This window comes from Streptosporangium sp. NPDC000095 (genome assembly GCF_042899335.1).
GTDB lineage: Bacteria > Actinomycetota > Actinomycetes > Streptosporangiales > Streptosporangiaceae > Streptosporangium.
Map to the genome: position 1 here is coordinate 37,061 of NZ_JBIAZS010000025.1, position 26,979 is coordinate 64,039.

At 71.9% G+C, this 26,979-nt stretch carries 1 protein-coding gene (running past one end of the window); it reads left to right on the forward strand.

Translation table 11 applies throughout. The features are described 5' to 3' along the window. Positions 1-26,979, forward strand: partial view of an SDR family NAD(P)-dependent oxidoreductase gene (locus ACFY3V_RS36680; protein ID WP_389779859.1) — the 5' portion only. It continues 8,661 nt past the right edge of the window; only the first 26,979 of its 35,640 coding nucleotides appear in the window; the start codon lies at positions 1-3; its stop codon lies beyond the right edge, outside the window.

A 26,979-nucleotide genomic window follows, 5' to 3' on the forward strand; every position in this document is an offset into this window, starting at 1 on the left:
GTGAATCGACCCGAGTTCATGCCTGACCATGACTCCGGCACGGACGACGATCGCATCGCGATCGTCGGAGTGTCCTGCCGGTTGCCCTCCGCGCCAGGTCCGGCGGAGTTCTGGCGGCTGCTGCGCGACGGAGTGAGCGCCGTGTCCACGGTGCCACCCGGCCGCTGGAGCGCGAACACCGAGCCGGGGCCCGGCGAGCACGGCGCCTTCCTGGACGCGGTCGACCGGTTCGACGCCGGCTTCTTCGGGATCTCGCCCCGCGAGGCCCGTGCGATGGACCCCCAGCAGCGGCTGATGCTGGAACTCGGCTGGGAGGCGCTGGAGAACGCGCGTGTCGCGCCCGCGCTCCTGCGCGGTACCGACGTCGGCGTGTTCATCGGCGTGATGGCCGACGACTACGCGTTGCTGAGCCGCCAGAGCGGCGCGGCGGGAATCGGCCACCACTCGCTCACGGGCGTCAACCGCAGCATCCTCGCCAACCGGGTGTCGCATTTCCTCGCCCTGACGGGCCCGAGCATGGCCGTGGACACCGGCCAGTCGTCGTCGCTGGTCGCGGTGCACCTCGCCTGCGAGAGCATCCGCAGCGGTGAGTCGGACATGGCCCTCGCGGGCGGTGTCCAGCTCAACCTCGCCGCGGAGAGCGCCCTGGCGGCCGCGGAACTCGGCGCGCTGTCCCCCGACGGCAGGTGTTTCACCTTCGACGAGCGGGCGAACGGTTACGTCCGCGGCGAGGGCGGCGCCGTCGTCCTCCTCAAGCCGCTGGCGCGCGCCGTCGCGGACGGCGACCACGTGTACTGCGTCATCTCGGGCAGCGCGGTGAACAACGACGGTTCCGGCGAGACGCTCACCACCCCGAGCCCCCGGGCGCAGGAGCGGGTGCTGCGCTCCGCGTACCGGCGTGCCGGCGTGGACCCGGCGAGCGTCGGCTACGTCGAGCTGCACGGCACCGGCACCAGGGTGGGCGACCCCGTCGAGGCCGCGGCGCTCGGCGCGGTGCACGGCAGTGGCCGTTCCGACGCGCCGCTGTGGGTGGGATCGGCCAAGACCAACGTCGGCCACCTGGAGGGCGCCGCCGGCATCGTCGGGCTGCTCAAGACCGTACTGGCCATCGAGCACCGGCTGCTGCCGCCGAGCCTGAACTTCGAGCGGCCGAATCCCGCGATCCGCTTCGACGAGTGGAACCTGCGGGTGGTGGGCTCCGCGACGCCGTGGCCGGTGAACGACGGTGACGGTGACGGACAGATCATCGCGGGCGTCTCCTCGTTCGGTATCGGCGGCACCAACTGCCATGTCGTGCTCACCTCCGCCCCCGAACGCACCTCGTCGGCCCCGGTGACCGCCGCCGGGATCGCCGCACCCGAGGGCGTCGAAGAGGCGCCGGCCCCGGTGACCTGGCCGCTGTCCGGCCACACCGAGGGCGCGCTGCGGGCGCAGGCGGCGCGGCTCGCCCGCCACGTCAGGGAACGGGAGGACCTCTCGACCGGCGACGTGGCCTTCTCGCTGGCGACGACGCGGGCCGGTCTGCGCCATCGAGCGGTCGTCGTCGGCGACGGACGCGAGCAGCTGCTCCACGCGCTGGACGCACTGTCGGAGGGGCGCTCCGCGCCGGGAGTGGTGCGCGGCAGGACCGAGGTCGAGTCCGCTTCCGGCGGCGTGCTGTCCGACCGGGTGGAGCGCCTCGATCAGATGCGCCTCGTCCTCGGGCTCGGTCAGCACACCGCGCCCCTGGCCGGCGTGTGGCAACGCCCCGGCCAGCACGTCTTCGTCTTCCCCGGTCAGGGATCGCAGTGGGCCGGGATGGGGGCGGAGCTGCTCGACTCCTCCCCGGCGTTCGCCGCCGCCATGGCGGAATGCGAGGCGGCACTGGCGCCGTTCGTCGACTGGTCGCTCACGAGCGTCGTACGAGGAGAGCCCGGCGGCCCGCCCAGGGAGCGCGCCGACGTGATCCAGCCCGTGCTGTGGGCGATCATGGTCTCCCTCGCGGCACTGTGGCGGTCGTACGGTGTGGAACCGGCCGCGGTGGTCGGCCACTCGCAGGGGGAGGTCGCCGCCGCGTGCGTCGCGGGCGCGCTGTCACTGGAGGACGGCGCCTACCTCGTGACCGCCAGATCGAAGCTGATCACCGAGGTCCTCTCCGGCAGAAGCGGCATGGTCTCGGTGGGACTTCCCCTGGAGGTCGTGCGGGAGCGGCTGACCCGCTGGGCGGGCCGCCTGTCCATCGGCGCCGTGAACAGCCCGTCCTCCGTGGTGGTGTCCGGGGACAACGAGGCACTGGCCGAGATGACGGCCGAGTGGGCCGACACGGTGCGGATGGGCCGGGTCAACATCGACTACGCCTCGCACTCCTCCGTCGTCGAGCAGATCGAGGAGCGCCTGGCACCGCTGCTGGCGCCGATCCGGCCGCGCGGCTCGGAGATCGCCTTCTACTCGACGGTGACAGGCGCCCCCCTGGACACCACCGAACTCGACGGCGACTACTGGTACCGCAACCTGCGCAGGCCGGTCGACTTCCAGGGCGCGGTCGAGCGGCTGCTCGCCGACGGGTTCGGTCTCTTCGTCGAGGTGAGCCCGAACCCCGTGCTGGTCGGCAGCATCCACGAGAGCGCACGGGCCGTCGGCCGTCCGGCGGTGGCCGTCTGCACCCTCCAGCGGCACAACGCGGGGATCTCCCGCGTGCTCACCTCGATCGCCGAGCTCTACGCGAACGGGGTGGAGGTCGAGTGGGAGAGGTTCCTGCCCGCCGCCTCCCGGGTCGAGCTGCCGACGTACGCCTTCCAGCGGGACCGCCACTGGCTGGAGGAGTCCGGCAGGGAACGGGAGCGGACGGCACCGCGGACGGGAGCGGCGGCGACGGACGCCGCGAGGCCGGACGAACCGGGCGGGTCAAACAGGTCCGACGGGCCGAACGAGTCGGACACCGTTCGGCGGCCCGGCTCCGGCGACCCGCTGGGCCTGGTCCGCGACGCCTGCGCGGCGGTCCTCGGCACCTACGACCCCGACGGGATCGACCTCGGCCTGCCGTTCAAGGAGCTCGGCTTCGACTCCGCGATGCTCGTCGAGCTCACGACCCGGCTCGACACGGACGGCGGGCCGGCGCTGACCGCCACCGCCCTCTTCGACCACCCCACGCCGGCGAGACTCGCCGCGTTCCTGGGGTCCACAGCCGCCACCGGTTCCGAACCTCCGCCTCCGGAACCGGTGGCTTCAACTCCCGCGGCCGGCGAGCCCATCGCGATCATCGGGATGGCCTGCCGCTACCCGGGCGGCATCGACTCCCCGGAAAGCCTGTGGCGGCTCGTCGACACCGGCGAGGACGCGGTGTCCGCGCTGCCCGCCGACCGCGGCTGGCGGATGGGAACCCTCGCCGCGGACCATCCCGGAGGCTTCCTCCACGACGCGGGAGACTTCGACGCCGGCTTCTTCGGCATCTCGCCGCGCGAGGCGCTCGCGATGGACCCGCAGCAGCGGCTCGCGCTGGAGGTGACCTGGGAGGCGGTGGAGCGGGCCGGGATCTCGCCCTCGTCGCTGGACGGCACCCGCACCGGCGTGTATCTCGGCGCGATGGCGCAGGACTACGGCGCCCGGATGCACGAGGCGTCAGGAGACGCCGAAGGCTACACGCTGACGGGCACCTCGCCCAGCGTCCTGTCCGGCCGGGTCGCCTACACCCTCGGGCTGGAGGGTCCCGCGATCACGGTGGACACCGCGTGCTCGTCGTCGCTGGTCGGCCTGCACCTGGCCGCGCAGGGGCTGCGGTCGGGGGAGTGCTCGCTCGCGCTGGCGGGCGGGGTCACCGTGATGTCGACGCCCGGCATCTTCCTGGAGTTCGCCAAGCAGGGCGGACTCTCCCCGGACGGGCGGTGCAAGGCGTTCGCCGACGCAGCCGACGGCACGGGCTGGGCCGAGGGCGCCGGCGTGCTGGTGCTGGAACGCCTGTCGGACGCCCGCCGCAACGGCCACCGGGTGCTCGCCGTCCTCCGCGGATCCGCGGTCAACTCCGACGGCGCCTCCAACGGCCTGACCGCCCCCAGCGGCATCTCCCAGCAGCGGGTGATCCGCCAGGCCCTCACCGGCGCCGGGCTCGCCCCCTCGGACGTGGACGTGGTGGAGGCGCACGGCACGGGCACCAGGCTGGGCGACCCGATCGAGCTGCAGGCCCTGCTGGCGACGTACGGGCAGGACAGGGAACGGCCGCTGCTGCTCGGGTCGATCAAGTCGAACATCGGTCACACCCAGGCGGCCGCGGGGGTCGCGGGCGTGATCAAGATGGTGATGGCCATGCGGCGGGGGATCGTGCCGCGGACGCTGCACGTCGACGCCCCCACCTCGCGGGTGGACTGGTCGGCAGGCGAGGTCGGGCTGGTGACCGAACGCGCCGGATGGCCGGAGGCCGGGCGGCCTCGCCGGGCCGGGGTGTCGTCGTTCGGTATCAGCGGCACCAACGCGCACGTGATCGTCGAGCAGGTGCCGGACTCCTCCGTCGAGTGGCCGTCCGGGCAGGCCGATCCCTCCGAGCCCGCCGCTACACAGAGCACGACCCCGAGTGCGACCACGGAGGCACCCGCGCCGGTGCCCTGGGTGGTCTCCGGCAAGACCGAGGCCGCGCTCGGCGCCCAGATCGACCGGCTGGCGTCCTTCGCCGCCGAGAGCGGAGCCGATCCGGCCGACATCGGGTACTCGCTGGTGACGGGCCGTTCGGAGTTCGCCCACCGGGCGGTGCTGCTGGCCGGAGCCGACGGCGTGACCGAGATGGCTCGCGGCGTCGCGGGCGCGCCCGGCTCGCTCGCGATGCTGTTCGCGGGACAGGGCGCGCAGCGGATCGGGATGGGCCGCGAACTCGCCGCCCGCTTCCCGGTCTTCGCCCGCGCGCTCAACGAGGTGTTCGCACGACTCGCCGGCAGGCTGGAGAGACCGCCTGTCGAGGTGATGTTCGGCGCGGACGCCGGGCCGCTGAACCGCACCGAGTACGCCCAACCGGCGCTCTTCGCGATCGAGGTGGCGCTCTTCCGCCTGGTCGAGTCCTGGGGCGTGACCCCCGACCTTCTGGTCGGGCACTCGATCGGCGAGATCGCCGCGGCCCACGTGGCGGGCGTGCTGTCGCTGGACGACGCCTGCACGCTGGTCGCCGCCAGGGGCCGGCTGATGCAGCGCCTGCCCGAGGGCGGGGCGATGGTGTCCGTCCAGGCCGGCGAGGCGCAGGTCGAGGCGGCGCTGGAGGACGGTGCCGTCATCGGCGCGGTGAACGGCCCCTCCTCCGTCGTGATCGCCGGAGCCGAGGAGGCCGTCCTGCGCGTCGCCGCGCGCTTCGACGGGGCCAGGCGCCTGCGGGTGAGCCACGCCTTCCACTCGCCGCTGATGGAGCCCATGCTGGCGGAGTTCAGGGAGGTCGCCGAGGGGCTGACCTTCCACCGGCCGAAGACGGCCATCATCTCCACCGTGACCGGGGCTCCCGTCGACGCCGCCTACCTGTGCTCGCCGCAGTACTGGGTGGACCACGTCACGCGTCCGGTGCGCTTCGCCGACGCGATCCGCGCCGCCGCGGCGGCGGGGGCCACGGTCTTCCTGGAGCTCGGCCCCGACGGCGGGCTGTCGGCGCTCGTCCACCAGAACCTCGCCCCGGAGGCCGGCCGTGACCTCGCCCCGGCCACCGGCCGGAACCCGTCCCCGAAGACCGGCCGGAACCCCGCGGGGACGCCGGAACCGCAGGCGTTCCCCATCCTGCGCAGGGACCGCGGCGAGGAGGCCGCCGCCCTGACGGCGGCCGCCCGGCTGTACGTGCGCGGGACGCCGGTGCGCTGGCCGGAGCTGTTCTCCGGTACCGAGGCTCGCCGGGTGGACCTGCCGACGTACGCGTTCCAGCGGGAGCGGTACTGGCCGGACCCCTCGGCGACCGTGGGCGACGTCACCTCGGCGGGACTGGACCGGCCGCGACACCCGCTGCTCGGCGCGGCGGTGGACCTGCCCGACACCGGCGGGTTCCTGTTCACCGGCCTGGTCTCGACGGCCGCGCACCCGTGGCTGTCCGACCACGTGGTGGCGGGGCGGGTGCTGTTCCCCGGCACGGCCTTCGTCGAGCTGGCCACGCGGGCGGCCGCCGAGGTCGGATGCGGCCTGGTGGAGGAACTCACCCTCACCGCGCCACTCGCGCTGCCCGAACGGGGCGACGTGCGGCTGCAGGTCGCGATCGGCGCCGCCGACGGCGACGGAGCCCGGACGATCGGCGTGTACTCCCAGGCGGCGGACGAGCCGGAGGCGCCCTGGACCCGGCACGCCACCGGCGTGCTCACTCCCGGCGTGCCGGGTGTCCCCGACCCCGGCATGGGTGAATGGCCCCCCGCCGACGCCGTCCCGATGGACCTCGACGGTTTCTACCAGCGGCGGGCGGAGGCGGGCTTCTCCTACGGCCCCGCGTTCCAGGGGGTGCGCGCCGTCTGGCGTACCGGCCGGGACGTGTTCGCCGAGGTCGCCCTGCCGGACGGCCCCGCCGCCGACGCGGGTTCCTACGGGCTGCACCCGGCCCTGCTCGACGCCGCGCTGCACGTGGCGTCCCTCACCGGGATCGACGAGGCGAACGGTGGGCTGCTCCCGTTCGCCTGGGCCGGGGTGTCCCTGCACGCGTCCGGCGCCTCGACGCTCCGCGTCCGGATGAGCGGGACCGGTACGGACGCCATCACGCTGGCCGTGGCCGACGCCGAGGGCGGCCTGGTCGCCTCGGTACGCTCCCTCGCGCTCCGGCCGAACGACGTACGGCCCGCGACGCGCACCGGCGGGCCTCTGCTGCGGCTGGACTGGCCGCTCGCACCGGAGTCCGGGAGCGAGGACCGTCCGGCGAGGCGCTGGTCGGTGCTCGGCTCCGACGAACGCGGTCTCGTCGCCGCCCTGCGCGCGGCCGGGCAGACGGCGGATCTCGTACACGAGCCCGACCCGGCCGCGGACGTGACGCTGGTCGAGGTCTCCACACCGGCCGGGGACGACGTGCCGGCCGCCGTACGGTCGGTGACCTCGGCGGTCCTGGCCCGGCTGCGAGAGAGCGGACGCGACGAGCACCCCGACACTCCCGTGATCTTCGTGACGCGTGGGGCGGTCGCCGTCGACGCCGACGCCGAACCGGATCCCGTCGCCGCGGTGGCCTGGGGTCTGGTGCGCTCGGCGCAGGCGGAGAACCGGGGGCGGTTCCTCCTGCTCGACCTCGACGTCGAGCGGGTGACCGGTGAGACCCTGGTCGCGGCGCTCGACTCCGCCGAGCCGCAGATCGCGGTACGCGACGGTCTGCTCCGGGTGCCGAGACTCGTCGAGGTCGGCGCCGCCGCCTCTCTCACGTCGAACACTCCGCGGAGCACCGACGGCGATGCCGCCTCGTTCACCCCGGACACCTTCCGTGCCGGGTCCGCACCGAGCACTCTTCGTGCCGGGTCCGCACCGAGCACCTTCCGTACCGGGGGCACCGTCCTCGTCACCGGTGGCCTGAGCGGGCTGGGCGCCCTCGTCGCCCGCCACCTGGTGACCGAGCACGGCGTACGGCACCTGACCCTGGTCGGCCGTCGCGGCATGGACACCGAGGGCGCCGCGGAACTGACCTCGGAACTGATCGCCCTGGGCGCCGAGGTCACGGCCGTCGCCTGTGACGTGTCCGACCGCGAAGCCCTCGCCGAACTGATCGCCGAGATCTCCCCGGAGCACCCGCTCACCGGGGTGGTCCACGCCGCGGGCGTGCTCGACGACGGGCTGGTCGAGTCGCTGACACCCGAGCGGATCGACACCGTGCTGCGGCCGAAGGCGGACGGCGCCTGGCACCTGCACGAGCTCACCCGCGATCTCGACCTGACCGCCTTCGTGCTGTTCTCCTCGGTGTTCGGGACGCTCGGCAACGGAGGCCAGGCGAGCTACACCGCGGCGAACGCCTTCCTCGACGCCCTCGTGCGGCAGCGCACCGCCCGAGGACTGGCGGGCCTGTCGATCGGGTGGGGGCCGTGGCGGCAGGACACCGGCATGACCGCCGGCCTCACCGAGACGGACATGCGGCGCATGGCACGGGTCGGGCTGCGCCCCCTCTCCGGAGAGCAGGGGCTCGCCTTCCTCGACGCCGCGCTGGCGAGCCCCGAGCCGACACCGGTGGCGGCGCGGCTGGACCGGGCCGCACTACGGGCGCGGAGCCACGTGCCGGAGGTCTTCCGTGCCCTGGTACCCGCTCCCATCCGGCGGGCCGCCCGTCGGACGGGGGTCTCCACCGGCTCCGACGCCCTCGGCGCCCTGTCGGGTGAGGAACTCGGCGAGGCCGTCTCCACGCTGGTGCTCGGGCAGGTGGCCGCCGTGCTGGGGCACGCCTCGGCGGACGCGATCTCGCCGCACCTCACCTTCCAGGACCTCGGCCTGGACTCCCTCACCTCGGTGGAACTGCGCAACCGGTTGACCGAGGCCACCGGTATCCGGCTGCCCGCCACCCTGGTGTTCGACCAGCCCACCCCGACGGCGGTGACCGGCTTCATCCGCGAGCGCCTCGACGGCGTCGAGGCGACCCACACGCCCCCCGCGCAGGTCACGGCCCCTCTCGCCGGGGATCCGATCGTCATCGTCGGCATGGCCTGCCGCTACCCGGGCGGCGTCACCTCTCCTGAACAACTCTGGGAACTGGTCGCCGAGGGCAGGGACGTCATCTCGGACTTCCCCGCCGACCGAGGCTGGGAGGTTCCTGACGCGTCCTTCGCCCGCGCGGGCGGATTCCTGTACGACGCGGCCGAGTTCGACGCTCCGTTCTTCGGGATCTCGCCGCGCGAGGCGCTGGCGATCGACGCCCAGCAACGACTGCTGCTCGAGACCTCCTGGGAGGCCGTCGAACGGGCGGGCATCGACCCGCTCACCTTGAAGGGCAGTCGGGCCGGTGTCTTCGCCGGGATGATGTACCACGACTATCCGTCGACGGGAGACGGCGCACCGGAGGAACTGCGCGGGATCGTGGTCAACGGGACCACGGGAAGCGTGACCTCCGGGCGGGTGTCGTACACGCTGGGCCTGGAGGGTCCGGCGGTCACGGTGGACACCGCGTGCTCGTCGTCGCTGGTGGCGCTGCACCTGGCGGCGCAGGCGCTGCGTTCGGGTGAGTGCTCGCTGGCGCTGGCCGGTGGGGTGACGGTGATGGCGACCCCGGACACCTTCGTCGACTTCTCCCGCCAGGGCGGTCTGAGCTCTGACGGGCGGTGCCGGTCGTTCGCCGACTCGGCCGACGGGGTCGGCTGGTCGGAGGGCGTCGGGGTGCTGGTGCTGGAGCGCTTGTCGGACGCGCGCCGCAACGGCCACGAGGTGCTCGCGGTGGTGCGCGGTTCCGCGATCAACCAGGACGGCGCGTCCAACGGACTGACCGCGCCGAACGGTCCCTCGCAGCAGCGGGTGATCCGTCAGGCCCTGGCCGGAGCGGGGCTCTCGGCGTCGGATGTCGACGCGGTGGAGGGGCACGGGACCGGTACGACGCTGGGTGACCCGATCGAGGCCCAGGCCCTGCTGGAGACCTACGGCCAGGACCGGCCGCAGGACCGGCCGGCACTGCTGGGTTCGATCAAGTCGAACATCGGTCACACACAGGCGGCGGCCGGTGTGGCGGGTGTGATGAAGATGGTGCTCGCGATGCGGCACGGGGTGCTGCCTCGGACGCTGCACGTGGACGCACCGTCGTCGCACGTGGACTGGGCCTCGGGCGCGGTGGAGCTGCTGACCGAGCCGGTGGAATGGCCGCAGACGGGCCGTCCGCGCCGGGCCGCGGTGTCGTCGTTCGGGATCAGTGGCACCAACGCGCATGTGATCATCGAGCAGTTCCCCGAGGCCGAGGCCGACGAGGCGCGGCGGGAGCCGGAGGCTCCGCACGGTGAGGTCGAGCCGGGTGTGGTTCCGGTGGTGGTGTCGGGCCGGTCGGCGGGGGCGTTGCGGGCGCAGGCCGGGCGGTTGGCGTCGTTCCTGGAGGGTGAGCCTGATCTCGGGTTGGCCGATGTGGCGTTCTCGCTGGCGACGACGCGGTCGGCGTTCGAGCATCGGGCGGTGGTGCTGGCCGATGGTCGTGAGGGTGTGCTGGCCGGGCTGGGTGCGCTGGCCGGGGACCTGCCGGGTGCGGGTGTGGTGCGCGGGGTGGCCGGAGGCGAGCCGCGGCTGGCGTTCCTGTTCACCGGTCAGGGCAGCCAGCGGGCCGGGATGGGCCGGGAGTTGTACGACCGTTTCCCGGTGTTCGCGACGGCGTTGGACGCGGTGATCGCGGAGCTGGATCCGTTGCTTGAGGGGGTGGAGCGGGGATCGGCCGGAGGGTTGGGTGGCCGGTCGTTGCGTGAGGTGTTGTTCGCCGAGCCGGGGTCGGTGGAGGCGGAGGTGCTGGATCGGACCGGGTGGGCGCAGCCTGCGCTGTTCGCGGTGGAGACGGCGCTGTTCCGGCTGGTGTCCTCGTGGGGGATCCGTCCGAACGTGCTGGCCGGGCACTCGGTCGGGGAGATCGCGGCGGCTCATGTGGCCGGTGTGCTGTCGCTGCAGGACGCGTGTGCGTTGGTGGCGGCGCGGGCGCGGTTGATGCAGGCGCTGCCCGAGGGTGGGGCGATGGTGTCGGTGCGGGCCTCCGAAGGGGAGATCGCCGAGCTGCTGGCCGGGCGTGAGGAGCAGGTGTCGGTCGCGGCGGTGAACGGTCCCGCGTCGGTGGTGGTCTCCGGCGTCGAGGAGGCGGTGCTGGAGGTGGCCGCCGCCCTGGAGGAGCGGGGAGTGCGGACGAAGCGGTTGCGGGTGTCGCACGCGTTCCATTCGCCGTTGATGGACCCGATGCTGGAGGACTTCCGGGCGGTGGCCGGGTCGCTCACCTACGACCCGCCGCGAATCCCGATCGTGTCGACCCTGACCGGGGAGCAGGCCACGGCCGAGCGGTTGTGCTCGCCGGAGTACTGGGTGGAGCAGGTCCGTGGCGCGGTCCGCTTCTCCGACGCCGTCCGCACCCTGCACGCTCAGGGGGTGCGGGCATATCTGGAGCTGGGCCCCGACGGGGTGCTCACCGCGATGGCGTCCGACACCCTCGCAGCGCTCGCCGACGTGGCGGCCGGAACCGCTTCAGGTCCGGACGCGCTGCTGGCGCCGGTACTGCGCGGAGGCCAGGACGAGCAGAAGACGATCGTGACGGCGCTGGCCGGGTTGTACGTACGTGGCATACCGGTGACCTGGCCGGCCGTGCTCCCCGACGCCCGCCGGGTGAAGCTGCCCACCTACGCCTTCCAGAAGGAGCGGTTCTGGCCGAGCGGCAGGCGAGGCGGGGACGCGCGGGGTCTGGGGCTTGAGACGGCGCTCCACCCGCTGCTGGGTGCGGTGATGGTGTCACCGGAGTCGGACGGGGTGGTCCTGACCGGGCGGCTGTCGGCGTCGACCCACCCGTGGATTCGCGACCACGAGGTTCTGGGCCGGGTACTGCTGCCGGGGACGGGATTCGTGGAACTGGTGGTCCGCGCGGGCGACGAGGTCGGCTGCGCGGTGCTGGAGGAACTGGCGCTGCAGGCGCCGCTGGTGTTGCCGGAGACCGGTGGAGTGCGGGTCCAGGTGGTGGTCGACGGCCCCGGTGAGGCCGGCAGGCGCGCGGTCCGGGTGTATTCCCGGGCCGACGGGCGAGAGGGCGGCGACTGGACGCTGCATGCCCAGGGAGTGCTCGCCGAGCGAGCGGAGGAGCCGGGGTTCGATCTGGTGCAATGGCCGCCGGCGGGTGCGGCCGAGGTGGACGTGACGGGGGCCTACGAACGGCTGGCCGAGGTCGGCTACGGCTACGGTCCGGCGTTCCAGGCGTTGCGCGCGGCGTGGCGGCGAGGGGAGGAGCTGTTCGCCGAGGTCGTGCTGGGTGAGCGGATGGCCCCGGAGGCGGGGCGGTTCGGGGTGCATCCGGCCCTGCTGGACGCGGCGATGCACGTGTCACTCATCGATCCCTCGGGCGTGGCGAGCGGCGGGCGGGCGGTGTTGCCGTTCGTGTGGCGGCAGGTGGTGCTGCACGCGGCGGGCGCCTCGACGCTGCGGGTGCGGGTGCGGCATTCGGGCGAGCACACGCTCGTCCTGGACGTGGCCGACGAGAACGGCCGGCCGGTGCTGTCGGCGGGATCGATGGTGGGGCGTCCGGTGTCGGCGGAGCAGCTGGGCGCGGCAGGGGAGCGGTCCCTGTTCCTGGTGGAGTGGAACCCGATCGAGATGCCCACGGCCGGTTCGGCGCGGGTTACGGAGTGGTCCGCGCTCGCCGCCGACCATGCCTCCGACGTGTCCGACCCGGCTGCCGGTGCCGATGACTCGATCGCGGTGGTGGACTGCACGGCACCGCCGACCGGCGAGACGCCGGACGTGGTGCGCTCGGTGACCGGAGACGTGCTCGAGGCGCTGCAGGCGTGGCTGGAGCGGGAGAGCCGGGGATCGGCACCTCTGGTGGTGGTGACCAGGGGAGCGGTGGCAGTGGGTGAGAGCGCGGACGTGGATGTGAAGGTCGCGCCGGTATGGGGACTGGTGCGGGCGGCACAGGCCGAGCACCCCGGGCGCTTCGTGCTGCTGGACCTTCAGGAGGACCAGGAACGGGACGTGGCGGTGCGGGCGGCGGTGGCCTCCGGCGAGCCGGAACTCGCGGTGAGGTCGGAGACGTTCCTGGTGCCCCGGCTGGTCAGGATGGCCAGGCCCGAGCGGCCCGCCGACGGCTCGGGCCCGGACTCCGTCGAGCCGGCCGACGGCTCCGCCGGGTTGGCGGCGGGGACGGTGCTGGTGACGGGAGGTACGAGCGGACTGGGGGCGTTGCTGGCCCGTCGTCTGGTGACCGATCACGGCGCGCGTTCCCTGCTGCTGGTGAGCCGGCGAGGACCGTCGGCGGAGGGCGTCGAGACGCTGGTGCGGGAGCTGACGGCGCTGGGCGCCGAGGTCCGCGTGATGGCGTGTGACGTCGGGGATCGGGAGTCGCTGGCACGGGTCGTGGAGTCGGTTCCCGACTCGGCTCCGCTGGTGGGTGTGGTGCACGCGGCGGGAGCGGCGGACAACGGCGTGCTGGAGGCGCTGTCACGAGACCGGCTGGAGACGGTGCTCCGGCCGAAGGCGGACGCCGCCTGGCATCTGCACGAGCTGACCAGGGATCTGCCGCTGGAGATGTTCGCGCTGGTGTCCTCGGCCGGCGGGCTGGTCCTGGCGGCGGGGCAGGGCAACTACGCGGCGGCGAACGTGTTCCTGAACGCGCTGGCGGCCCATCGACGGTCGCGAGGGCTGGCGGCGACGTCGCTGGCGTACGGGCTGTGGGATGTGGCCACCGGCATGAGCTCCGAGCTGTCCGACGCCGACCGGGACCGGCTGGCCAGGCTCGGGCTGCCCGTGCTGTCCGCGGCCGAGGGAGTGCGGCTGTTCGACGTGAGCGTGCGGACGGACGCGGCGTTGACGGTACCGCTTCGGGTGGACACGGAGGTGATGCGGGGCCGTGGCGGCGAGGTGCCGGCGTTGCTGCGCGGGCTGGTACCGGCGAGGCGGCCGATCCGGGTGGCCGCGGGTGGCGGCGGAGAGGACGGTTTGCGGCGGCGCCTGGACGGGTTGGACACGGCCGAGCGCCGGCGGGTGCTGGAGGAGCTGGTACGACGGCACGTGGCGGTGGTGCTGGGGCACGCGTCGGGGGATGCGGTGGAGCCCGATCAGGCGTTCAGCGCGATGGGGCTGGATTCGCTCGCCGCGGTGGAACTGCGCAACCAGCTGGCCACGGCGACGGGGCTCTCGCTGCCCGCGACGCTCGTCTTCGACTACCCGACCTCGTACGGCGTGGCGGAGTTCCTGCACGGGGAGCTGTTCGGCTCGGTGGACGCCGAGCGGGCCGAAGTGGGTGTGCTCTCGCCGGTGGTGCGGTCGGTGGCCGACGATCCGGTGGTGATCGTGGGGATGGCGTGTCGTTATCCGGGTGGGGTGTCTTCTCCGGAGGATTTGTGGCGTCTGGTGGTGGAGGAGACCGACGCGATCACCGGGTTCCCGACGAATCGGGGGTGGGATCTGGAGGGGATCTATGATCCGGATCCTGGTCGGGTGGGGACGTCGTACACGCGTCATGGCGGGTTTTTGCATGACGCGGATGAGTTCGACCCTGGGTTTTTTGGGATGTCGCCGCGTGAGGCGTTGGCGGTTGATCCGCAGCAGCGGTTGCTGTTGGAAGTGTCGTGGGAGGCGGTGGAGCGGGCGGGGATCGAGCCGGGCTCGTTGCGGGGGAGCCGGACCGGGGTGTTCACCGGTTTGATGTACAACGACTACGGTCTGGCGTTGGGTAACGCGGCCGGCCGGGTGCACCAGGCGGCCGTCGGCGAGGTGGTCGAAGGTCTCGGCCAACGTGATGCCGTCGAGGGTTACGAGGGCACCGGGACGGCGCCGAGTGTGGCGTCGGGTCGGGTGTCGTACACGCTGGGCCTGGAGGGTCCGGCGGTGACGGTGGACACCGCCTGCTCGTCGTCGCTGGTGGCGGTGCACCTGGCGGCACAGGCGTTGCGGTCGGGGGATTGTTCGCTGGCGCTGGCGGGTGGGGCGACGGTGATGTCGACGCCGAACACGTTCATCGGGTTCGCTCGGCAGCGGGGTTTGTCGGTGGATGGGCGTTGTCGGTCGTTCGCGGAGTCGGCCGATGGGGTGGGCTGGGCCGAGGGCGTGGGCATCCTGGTGCTGGAGCGGTTGTCGGATGCTCGGCGCAACGGCCACCAGGTGCTCGCGGTCGTTCGCGGATCTGCGGTGAATCAGGATGGTGCGTCGAACGGGTTGACGGCGCCGAACGGTCCGTCTCAGCAGCGGGTGATTCGTCAGGCGCTGGCGAGTGCGGGGCTGTCGGCGTCCGAGGTGGATGTGGTCGAGGCGCACGGCACCGGGACGCGGTTGGGCGATCCCATCGAGGCGCGGGCGCTGATGTCCACCTACGGACAGGGCCGTGACACCGGAGAGCCGTTGCTGCTGGGTTCGATCAAGTCGAACATCGGTCACACCCAGACGGCGGCCGGTGTGGCGGGAATCATCAAGATGGTCATGGCGATGCGCGAGGGCATGGTGCCGCGCACGTTGCACGCGGACGAGCCGTCCTCGCATGTGGACTGGAGCGAGGGCGCGGTCGAGTTGGTGACCGAGGCACGGGCGTGGCCTCGGGTGGAGCGGTCGCGCCGGGCCGCGGTGTCGTCGTTCGGGATCAGCGGCACCAACGCGCATGTGATCTTGGAGCAGTCTCCGGTGCCGGTGGAGGAACCGGTGGACGCCGGTGGTGAGGAGGTCGACGGCGGGACTGTCGCATGGGTGGTGTCGGGGCGTAGTGAGGTGGCGTTGCGGGCGCAGGCGGAGCGGTTGTTGTCGCACGTGGAGGGCTTGTCCGGGTCGAGATTGGCTGGGGTGGGGGTGTCGCTGGCGACGGTTCGGTCGGCGTTCGAGCATCGGGCGGTGGTGGTCGGTGCCGGGCGTGCGGAGTTGGTGGGGGGCCTGGCGGCGCTGGCTCGGGGGGCGGCGGATCCGGGGGTGGTGACCGGTTCGGTGCGGAGCGGCGGCAAGGTCGCGTTCCTGTTCACCGGTCAGGGCAGCCAGCGGGCCGGGATGGGGCGAGAGCTGTACGAGCGGTTCCCGGTGTTCGCCGAGGCGTTGGACGAGGTGTTCGCCGAGTTCGAGCCGCTGCTTGAGGGGTCGTTGCGTGAGGTGGTGTTCGCCGAGCCGGGGTCGGCTGAGGCGGAGGCGCTGGATCGGACGGGGTGGGCGCAGCCTGCGTTGTTCGCGGTGGAGACGGCGTTGTTCCGGCTGGTGTCCTCGTGGGGGATCCGGCCCGATGTGCTGGCCGGGCACTCGGTCGGGGAGATCGCGGCGGCGCATGTGGCTGGTGTGCTGTCGTTGCAGGACGCGTGTGCGTTGGTGGCGGGTCGGGCGCGGTTGATGCAGGCGCTGCCCGGGGGTGGGGCGATGGTGGCGGTCCAGGTCGCCGAGGAGCAGGTGGCCGAGCTGCTGGCCGGGCGTGAGGGTGAGGTGTCGGTCGCGGCGGTGAACGGCCCGTCCTCGGTGGTGATCTCCGGGGGTGAGGAGGCGGTGCTTGAGGTGGCCGCCGGCCTGGAGGAGCGGGGGGTGCGGACGAAGCGGTTGCGGGTGTCGCACGCGTTCCACTCGCCGTTGATGGATCCGATGCTGGAGGACTTCCGGGCGGTGGCCGGGGGGCTGACTTACGGTGCGCCGGAGATCCCGATCGTGTCCACGCTCACCGGGGGGCAGGCGACGGCCGAGCGGCTGTGTTCGCCGGACTACTGGGTGGAGCAGGTCCGTGGCGCGGTCCGCTTCGCCGACGCCGTCCGTACCCTGCACGGCCAGGGGGTGCGGGCATATCTGGAGCTGGGCCCCGATGGTGTGCTCACCGCGATGGCCGACGACACCCTCACCGCGCTCGCCGACGCGAACATCGATGGGATGACGCGCGGGGCTGCGTCAGCGGGATCGGTGAGCGGCGCGGAGGCGAGGTCGGCGGCGGATCCGGACGTGCTGCTGGTACCGGCCCTGCGCAGGGGCCAGGACGAGCAAAAATCGATCATGATGGCGCTCGCCGCCCTGCACGTGCGCAAGGTGCCGGTGAACTGGTCGGAGGCACTTCCTCGGGCCGCCCGAGTGGATCTGCCGACGTACGCCTTCCAGCGCGAACGGTTCTGGCCCGACGGCGTCGGCTCGCAGGTGGGAGACGTGACGGCGGCGGGACTCGCGGCCGCGAGCCATCCGCTGCTGGGAGCCGCTGTGGGAGTGGCGGGTTCGGACGGGGTGTTGCTGACCGGCCGGGTCTCGCTGACGTCGCATCCGTGGCTGGCCGATCACATGGTGGGCGGGACGGTGATCTTCCCAGGCACGGGGTTCCTGGAGCTGGCGGTGCGGGCGGGTGATGAGGTCGGCTGTGACCTGGTCGAAGAACTCACCCTGACCGCTCCGCTGGTGCTCGGCGAACGAGACGCGGTGGCGGTGCAGGTATGGGTGAGGACACCGGATGAGTCAGGCCGGTGTGAGGTGAGCATTCACGCCCGCCCTGCGGAGGCCGGGGACGAGGAGCCCTGGGTACGGCACGCGATCGGTGTGCTGGCGTCCGATGGCCAGGCCGGGGAGCGGTTCGAGGCTTTCGAGGGTGGGGTGTGGCCGCCGAGGGGTGCGTCGGTGGTCGAGTTGGGTGGGTTGTACGAGCGGCTGGCCGAGGGTGGGCTGGGGTATGGGCCGGTGTTCCAGGGGGTGCGGGGAGCTTGGCGGGACGCGGACGGTGTGGTGTTCGCCGAGGTCGGCCTGCCTGAGCAGGTCGTCGATGCGGGTGGTTTCGGCTTGCACCCGGCGCTGCTGGACGCGGCGTTGCATGTGGTGGCCTTCGCCGATCTGGATGGTTTTGAGGGTGTGCGGTTGCCGTTCTCGTGGGGTGGGGTGTGTCTGCACGCGGGTGGGGCGTCGGTGCTGCGGGTGCGGTTGGCGTGGACGGGTGATGGTGAGCTGTCGTTGAGCGCGGTGGACGTGGTCGGGGAGCCGGTGCTGTCGGTGCGCTCACTGACGCTGCGCCCGGTCTCGACGGATGACCTCCCCCTCGCCGACGGTCGGGTGCTGGGGCGGGACGCGCTGTTCCACCAGGAGTGGGTGCGGAGGCCGGAGACGGCGACCTCCTCGGGGTCCGGCTCCGTCAGTCGTACGGCCGAGCTGTCCCTGGACCCGGCATCGGATCCGGTGGCGGAGTTGGCGGCGCTGGAGGTGGTGCCGGAGGTGGTGACCGTCGTGGTGGGGTCGGGCGGGGATGGGGATGTGGTGGGGGCGGTGCGTGCTTTGGCGGTTCGTGTTCTGGGGTTGGTGCAGGGGTGGTTGGCTGATGAGCGGTGTGGGGGTTCGCGGTTGGTGGTGGTGTCGCGGGGTGCGGTGGCGGCCGGGGAGGGTGAGGTGGTCGCGGATTTGGGGGCTGCGGCGGTGTGGGGGTTGGTGCGTTCTGCGCAGGTGGAGAATCCTGGCCGGTTCGTGCTGGTGGATATCGATGAGGAGTTGTCGTCGTCGGTGTTGGCGGGGGTGTTGGCCTCGGGTGAGCCGCAGGTGGCGGTGCGCGGGGGTGAGGTGCGGGTTGCCCGGCTGGTGCGGGCGGTGTCGTCCGGCTCCGGGGTTGACGCTGATCTGGGTGAGGATCGGGTCTGGGATCCGGAGGGGACGGTGTTGATCACTGGTGGTACGGGTGGTCTGGGGGGTTTGTTCGCGCGGCATGTGGTGGCCGAGCGTGGGGTGCGGCGTCTGCTGCTGACCAGCCGTCGGGGGTTGGATGCTCCTGGCGCGGTGGAGTTGCAGGCCGAGTTGATCGCGCACGGGGTCGAGGTCACGGTCGCGGCGTGTGATGTGGCCGATCGGGATCAGGTGGCGGCGCTGCTGGCCGGGATCGACGCCGCTCATCCGCTGACAGCGGTGATCCACACCGCGGGTGTGCTGGATGACGGGACGATCCCGTCGCTGACGGCGGAGCGGTTGGACGCTGTCTTGCGGCCGAAGGTGGACGCCGCCTGGCATCTGCACGAGCTCACTCAAGACGAGGATCTGGCCGATTTCATCGTGTTCTCGTCGGTGGCGGGGACGTTCGGTGGGGCGGGGCAGGGCAACTACGCGGCGGGCAACGCGTTCTTGGACGCGTTGGCGGGGCATCGGCGCGGGCTGGGGCTGACCGGGCGTTCGCTGGCGTGGGGTCCGTGGGAGCAGGACGCCGGGATGACGGGCGGGTTGGATGAGGTGGATCTGCGGCGGATGGCGCGTTCCGGGATGGCGCCTTTCTCGCCCGAGCAGGGACTGGCGTCCTTCGACGCGGTGCGTGCGACGGATCGTCCGGCGCTGGTGATCGCGCGGTTGGATCTGGCGGCGGTGCGGGCGGGTGGTGAGGTTCCGCACCTGCTGCGCGGGCTGGTGCGCGGCTCGCGCAGATCGGCGGTGTCGTCGGTCGTGACCGGTGACGGTGCGCTGGTGGGACGGCTGGCCGGGTTGGGTGAGGCCGATCGGGTGCGGTTGCTGGTGGACACGGTGCGGGCGCAGGTGGCGACGGTCCTGGGGCATGCCTCGCCGGAGGCGGTGGACGTCCGGCGGGAGTTCATTGAGCTGGGCTTCGACAGCCTGACCGCGGTGGAGCTGCGCAACCGGTTGAACGCGGCGACCGGGCTGCGCCTGCCGGCCACCTTGGTCTTCGACTACCCGACTCCGGTTGGGCTGGCGGACTTCCTGCTGGGTGAGTTGCTCGGCGAGCGGGCCGATGAGGACGTGCTCTCGCCGGTGGTGCGGTCGGTGGCCGACGATCCGGTGGTGATCGTGGGGATGGCGTGTCGTTATCCGGGTGGGGTTTCTTCTCCGGAGGATCTGTGGCGTCTGGTGGTCGAGGAGACCGACGCGATCACCGGGTTCCCGACGTCACGCGGCTGGGATCTCGGGACGTTGTACAACCCGGATCGGGAGAGCCGGGGGACCAGTTATGTGCGTGAGGGTGGGTTCCTGCACGAGGCCGGGGAGTTCGATCCGGGGTTCTTCGGGATCTCGCCGCGTGAGGCGCTGGCGATGGACCCGCAGCAGCGGTTGCTGCTGGAGACATCGTGGGAGGCGGTCGAGCGGGCCGGGATCGACCCGCTCTCGCTGCGTGGCAGCCGTACCGGCGTGTTCGCCGGGGTCATGTACCACGACTACGCGACCGGTGTTGAGCTGCCACCGGAGGCGATGAGCTTCTCCGGTACGGGTAGCGCCGGTAGTGTCGCGACCGGCCGCCTGTCCTACACGCTCGGCCTGGAAGGGCCGGCGGTGACGGTGGACACCGCGTGCTCCTCCTCGCTGGTGGCGCTGCACCTGGCCGCGCAGGCGCTGCGCGGTGGTGAGTGTTCACTGGCGCTGGCCGGTGGCGTGACGGTGATGGCCACGCCGACCTCGTTCATCGACTTCAGCGCCCAGGGCGGGCTGGCCGCCGACGGACGGTGCAAGGCGTTCTCCGACAGCGCCGACGGTGCGGGCTGGTCCGAGGGCGTGGGCATGCTGGTGCTGGAGCGGTTGTCGGATGCTCGGCGTAATGGTCATCGGGTGTTGGCGGTGGTGCGTGGTTCCGCGGTGAATCAGGATGGTGCGTCGAACGGGTTGACGGCGCCGAATGGTCCGTCTCAGCAGCGGGTGATTCGTCAGGCGCTGGCGAGTGCGGGGTTGTCGGCGTCCGAGGTGGACGCGGTGGAGGCGCACGGTACGGGGACGACGCTGGGTGACCCGATCGAGGCGCAGGCGCTGCTCGCCACCTACGGTCAGGATCGGCGGGAGGATCGGCCGCTGCTGCTGGGCTCGATCAAGTCGAACATCGGGCACACCCAGGCCGCCGCCGGTGTCGCGGGCGTGATCAAGATGGTCATGGCGATGCGGCACGGGACGCTACCCAGGACGCTGCACGTGGACGCGCCCTCGTCGCATGTGGACTGGTCCTCGGGTGCGGTGGAGCTGCTGACCGAGCCGACTGAGTGGCCGGAGACCGACCGCTCGCGCCGGGCGGCGGTGTCGTCGTTCGGGATCAGCGGCACCAACGCGCACGTGATCGTCGAACAGGGACCGGAGCTCCCGGAAACCGCCGAAGCTCGCACAGCGGGTCAGGTGCCGGGTGCCGAGACGGTTCCGGTGGTGGTTTCGGGTCGTACGGCGGGGGCGTTGCGGGCGCAGGCCGGGCGGTTGGCGTCGTTCCTGGAGGGTGAGCCCGGTCTCGGGTTGGCCGATGTGGCGTTCTCGCTGGTGGCGACGCGGTCGGCGTTCGAGCATCGGGCGGTGGTGGTCGGTGGTCGTGAGGGTGTGCTGGCCGGGTTGGGTGCGCTGGCCGGGGATCTGCCGGGTGCGGGTGTGGTGCGCGGGGTGGCAGCGGGCGAGCTGAAGCTGGCGGTGTTGTTCACCGGCCAGGGCAGTCAGCGGGCTGGGATGGGCCGGGAGTTGTATGACCGGTTCCCGGTGTTCGCCGAAGCCTTGGACGCGGTGATCACCGAGCTGGATCCGCTGCTTGAGGGGTCGTTGCGTGAGGTGGTGTTCGCCGAGCCGGGGTCGGCTGAGGCGGGGTTGCTGGATCGGACGGGGTGGGCGCAGCCTGCTCTGTTCGCGGTGGAGACGGCGCTGTTCCGGCTGGTGTCCTCGTGGGGGGTGCGGCCGGATGTGCTGGCCGGGCACTCGGTCGGGGAGATCACAGCGGCTCATGTGGCGGGGATGTTGTCGCTGCAGGACGCGTGTGCGTTGGTGGCGGCGCGGGCGCGGTTGATGCAGGCGCTACCTGCGGGCGGGGCGATGGTGGCGGTCCAGGTCGCCGAGGAGCAGGTCGCCGAGTTGCTCGCCGGGCGGGAGAAGGAGGTGTCGGTCGCGGCGGTGAACGGCCCGTCCTCGGTGGTGATCTCCGGTGTTGAGCAGGTGGTGCTGGAGGTGTCCGCCACTCTGGAGGAGCGGGGGATCAGGACGAAGCGGTTGCGGGTGTCGCACGCCTTCCACTCGCCGCTGATGGACCCGATGCTGGAGGAGTTCCGGGCGGTGGCGGGGGCGCTCACCTACGACCCGCCACGGATCCCGATCGTGTCGACGCTGACCGGGGAACCCGCCACCGACGAGCAGCTGTGCTCACCGGAGTACTGGGTGGAACAGGTCCGCGGCGCCGTTCGTTTCGCCGACGGCGTGCGCACCCTGCACGGCCAGGGGGTTCGGGCGTATCTGGAACTCGGCCCCGACGGGGTGCTCACCGCGATGGCGTCCGACACCCTCACCGTGCTCGCCGACGCGGCGGAGACGGCCCGCTCTCAGGCGATCGCCGAGGAGCCGGATGCTCGTCGCGTCACCATGGACGGATATTCGGACTCCGACCCGGTATTGGTGTCGGCGCTGCGCGGGGGCCAGGACGAGCAGGTGACGATCGTGACGGCGCTGGCCGGGCTGCACGTACGCGGGGTGCCGGTCAGCTGGCCGACCTTGTTCGCCGGTGCTCGCAAGGTGGAGTTGCCGACGTACGCCTTCCAACGTCAGTGGTACTGGCCGAGTGGCAGACGGGCCGGAGACGCCGAAGGTCTCGGACAGGTCGTGGCGGGACATCCGCTGCTGGGTGCGGTCATGGGGTTGGCCGACAGTGATGAGGCGTTGTTGACGGGTCGTGTCTCGTTGGGGTCGCATCCGTGGTTGGCGGATCATGTGGTGGGCGGGATGGTGATTTTTCCGGGTACGGGGTTTTTGGAGTTGGTGGTGCGGGCGGGGGATGAGGTTGGGTGTGGGGTGGTGGAGGAGTTGACCTTGACCGCGCCGTTGGTGCTGGGTGAGGACGATGCGGTGGCGGTGCAGGTGCGGGTGGGGGCTGCGGATGGGGTGGGTCGGCGTGGGGTGAGTGTTCATGCTCGGCCTGCGGGGGCCGGTGAACACGACGCCTGGGTACGGCACGCGATCGGTGTGCTGGCGTCCGACGGCCAGGCCGGGGAGCGGTTCGACGTCGGGGTGTGGCCGCCGAAGGGTGCGTCGGTGGTCGAGTTGGGTGGGTTGTACGAGCGGCTGGCCGAGGGCGGGCTGGGGTATGGGCCGGTGTTCCAGGGGGTGCGGGGAGCTTGGCGGGACGCGGACGGTGTGGTGTTCGCCGAGGTCGGCCTGCCCGAGCAGGTCGTCGATGCGGGTGGTTTCGGCTTGCACCCGGCGCTGCTGGACGCGGCGTTGCATGTGGTGGCCTTCGCCGATCTGGATGGTTTTGAGGGTGTGCGGTTGCCGTTCTCGTGGGGTGGGGTGTGTCTGCACGCGGGTGGGGCGTCGGTGCTGCGGGTGCGGTTGGCGTGGACGGGTGATGGTGAGCTGTCGTTGAGCGCGGTGGACGTGGTCGGGGAGCCGGTGCTGTCGGTGCGCTCACTGACGCTGCGCCCGATCGTGGGAGACCAGCCGACCGCCGGTAGTGCCCCGCACCGGGATTCGCTGTTCCAGCTGACCTGGACGGTGTCGCCTGAGGTGTCGGCGGCCGTTACCGGGCCTGACCAGGTTGAACCGACCCTGGGCCTGGCATCGGTGGCGGAGTTGGCGGCGCTGGAGGTGGTGCCGGAGGTGGTGACCGTCGTGGTGGGGTCGGACGGGGATGGGGATGTGGTGGGGGCGGTGCGTGCTTTGGCGGTTCGTGTTCTGGGGTTGGTGCAGGGGTGGTTGGCTGATGAGCGGTGTGGGGGTTCGCGGTTGGTGGTGGTGTCGCGGGGTGCGGTGGCGGCCGGGGAGGGTGAGGTGGTCGCGGATTTGGGGGCTGCGGCGGTGTGGGGGTTGGTGCGTTCTGCGCAGGTGGAGAATCCTGGCCGGTTCGTGCTGGTGGATATCGATGAGGAGTTGTCGTCGTCGGTGTTGGCGGGGGTGTTGGCCTCGGGTGAGCCGCAGGTGGCGGTGCGCGGGGGTGAGGTGCGGGTGCCGCGCCTGGCGCGGGTGACGCCCGCCTCCGAGCGTGGTGTTGATCCCGGCTCCGGTTCCGTCTCCGGTTTGGGCGAGGATCGGGTCTGGGATCCGGAGGGGACGGTGTTGATCACTGGTGGTACGGGTGGTCTGGGGGGTTTGTTCGCGCGGCATGTGGTGGCCGAGCGTGGGGTGCGGCGTCTGCTGCTGACCAGCCGCCGGGGCCTGGAGGCTCCGGGTGCGGTGGAGTTGCGGGCGGAGTTGATCGCGCATGGGGTCGAGGTCACGGTCGCGGCGTGTGATGTGGCCGATCGGGATCAGGTGGCGGCGCTGCTGGCCGGGATCGATGCCGCGCATCCGTTGACGGCGGTGATCCACACTGCGGGTGTGCTGGATGACGGGACGATTCCGTCGTTGACGGCGGAGCGGTTGGATGTGGTGTTGCGGCCGAAGGTGGATGCGGCGTGGTATCTGCACGAGCTGACCCAAGACGAGGATTTGGCCGATTTCATCGTGTTCTCGTCGGTGGCGGGGACGTTCGGTGGGGCGGGGCAGGGCAATTACGCGGCGGCGAACGCGTTCTTGGACGCGTTGGCGGAGTATCGGCGCGGGCTGGGGCTGGCGGGGTTGTCGTTGGGGTGGGGTCCGTGGGAGCAGGACGCGGGGATGACGGGGGGGTTGGACGAGGTTCAGGCGCGTCGGTTGACGCGTGCGGGGATGTCGGCGATCACGCCGGAGCAGGGTGTGGTGTTGTTCGAGGCGGCGATCGGTTCCGGTGGGCCGGCTGTGGTTCCGGTGCGGTTGGATCTGGCGGCGGTGCGGGCGGGTGGTGAGGTGCCGCACCTGCTGCGCGGGCTGGTGCGCGGCTCGCGCAGATCGGCGGTGTCGTCGGTCGTGACCGGTGACGGTGCGCTGGTGGGACGGCTGGCCGGGTTGGGTGAGGCCGAGCGGGTGCGGTTGATGGTGGACACGGTGCGGGCGCAGGTGGCGATGGTCCTGGGGCACACCTCGCCGGAGACGGTAGATGTCAAGCGGGAGTTTCGGGAGCTGGGCTTCGACAGCCTGACCGCGGTGGAGTTGCGCAATCGGTTGAACGCGGCGACGGGGATCAGGCTGCCGGCGACGCTGGTGTTCGACTACCCGACTCCGGTTGGGCTGGCGGAGTTCCTGCTGGGTGAGTTGCTCGGCGAGCGGGCCGATGTGGGTGTGCTCTCGCCGGTGGTGCGGTCGGTGGCCGACGATCCGGTGGTGATCGTGGGGATGGCGTGTCGTTATCCGGGTGGGGTGTCTTCTCCGGAGGATTTGTGGCGTCTGGTGGTGGAGGAGACCGACGCGATCACCGGGTTCCCGACGAATCGGGGGTGGGATCTGGAGGGGATCTATGATCCGGATCCTGGTCGGGTGGGGACGTCGTACACGCGTCATGGCGGGTTTTTGCATGACGCGGATGAGTTCGATGCCGGTCTCTTCGGGATCTCGCCGCGTGAGGCTCTCGCGATGGACCCGCAGCAGCGGTTGTTGCTGGAGACGTCGTGGGAGGCGGTGGAGCGGGCGGGGATCGAGCCGGGCTCGTTGCGGGGGAGCCGGACCGGGGTGTTCACCGGTTTGATGTACAACGATTACGGTTTGGCGTTGGGTAACGCGGCCGGTCGGGTGCACCAGACCGATGAGGGCATCGCTCAGCGTGATGCCGTCGAGGGTTACGAAAGTACGGGGACGGCGCCGAGTGTGGCGTCGGGTCGGGTGTCGTACACGCTGGGCCTGGAGGGTCCGGCGGTGACCGTGGACACCGCCTGCTCGTCGTCGTTGGTGGCGCTGCACCTGGCCGCGCAGGCGCTACGCGGTGGTGAGTGTTCACTGGCGCTGGCCGGGGGCGTGACGGTGATGGCCACACCGAACACGTTCATCGGGTTCGCTCGGCAGCGGGGTTTGTCGGTGGATGGGCGGTGTCGGTCGTTCGCGGAGTCGGCCGATGGGGTGGGCTGGGCCGAGGGCGTGGGCATCCTGGTGCTGGAGCGGTTGTCGGATGCTCGGCGCAACGGTCATCGGGTGCTCGCGGTCGTTCGCGGATCTGCGGTGAATCAGGATGGTGCGTCGAACGGGTTGACGGCGCCGAACGGTCCGTCTCAGCAGCGGGTGATTCGTCAGGCGCTGGCGAGTGCGGGGCTGTCGGCGTCCGAGGTGGATGCGGTGGAGGCGCACGGTACGGGCACGACGCTGGGTGACCCGATCGAGGCGCAGGCCCTGCTCGCCACCTACGGCCAGGATCGGCCGCAGGATCGGCCGCTGCTGCTGGGTTCGATCAAGTCGAACATCGGTCACACGCAGGCGGCGGCTGGTGTGGCGGGTGTGATCAAGATGGTCATGGCGATGCGGCACGGAACACTGCCCAGGACGCTGCACGTGGACGAGCCGTCCTCGCATGTGGACTGGTCCTCGGGCGCGGTCGAGCTGCTGACCGAGCCGACGGAGTGGCCGGAGACCGACCGTCCGCGTCGGGCCGGGGTGTCGTCGTTCGGGATCAGCGGCACCAACGCGCACGTGCTCCTCGAACAGGAGCCGGCGGACGAGCGGGTCACGGCCGAAGAACCCGTACGGGACCGGACGCCGGATGCCGAGACGGCGGATGTCACGGTGGGATCGCCGGTGGTTCCGGTGGTGGTGTCGGGTCGTACGGCGGAGGCGTTGCGGGCGCAGGCCGGGCGGTTGGCGTCGTATGTGGGTGCCGATCCGGGGTTGGTGCTGGGTGATGCGGCGTTCTCGCTGGTGGCGACGCGGTCGGTGTTCGAGCATCGGGCGGTGGTGGTCGGTGATCGTGAGGGTGTGCTGGCCGGGTTGGGTGCGCTGGCCGGGGATCTGCCGGGTGCGGGTGTGGTGCGCGGGGTGGCAGCGAGTGAGCTGAAGCTGGCGGTGTTGTTCACCGGTCAGGGCAGCCAGCGGGCCGGGATGGGCCGGGAGTTGTACGACCGGTTCCCGGTGTTCGCGACGGCGTTGGACGCGGTGATCGCGGAGCTGGATCCGCTGCTTGAGGGGGTGGAGCGGGGATCGGCCGGAGGGTTGGGTGGCCGGTCGTTGCGTGAGGTGGTGTTCGCCGAGCCGGGGTCGGTGGAGGCGGAGGTGCTGGATCGGACCGGGTGGGCGCAGCCTGCTCTGTTCGCGGTGGAGACGGCGCTGTTCCGGCTGGTGTCCTCGTGGGGGATCCGTCCGAACGTGCTGGCCGGGCACTCGGTCGGGGAGATCGCGGCGGCTCATGTGGCGGGGGTGTTGTCGCTGGCGGACGCGTGCGTGTTGGTGGCGGCGCGGGCGCGGTTGATGCAGGCGCTACCTGCGGGCGGGGCGATGGTGGCGGTCCAGGTCGCCGAGGAGCAGGTCGCCGAGTTGCTCGCCGGGCGGGAGAAGGAGGTGTCGGTCGCGGCGGTGAACGGCCCGTCCTCGGTGGTGATCTCCGGCGTCGAGGAGGCGGTGCTGGAGGTGGCCGCCACTCTAGAGGAGCGGGGGATCAGGACGAAGCGGTTGCGGGTGTCGCACGCCTTCCACTCCCCGCTGATGGACCCGATGCTGGAGGACTTCCGGGCGGTGGCCGGGTCGCTCTCCTTCAGCCCGCCGGAGATCCCGATCGTGTCC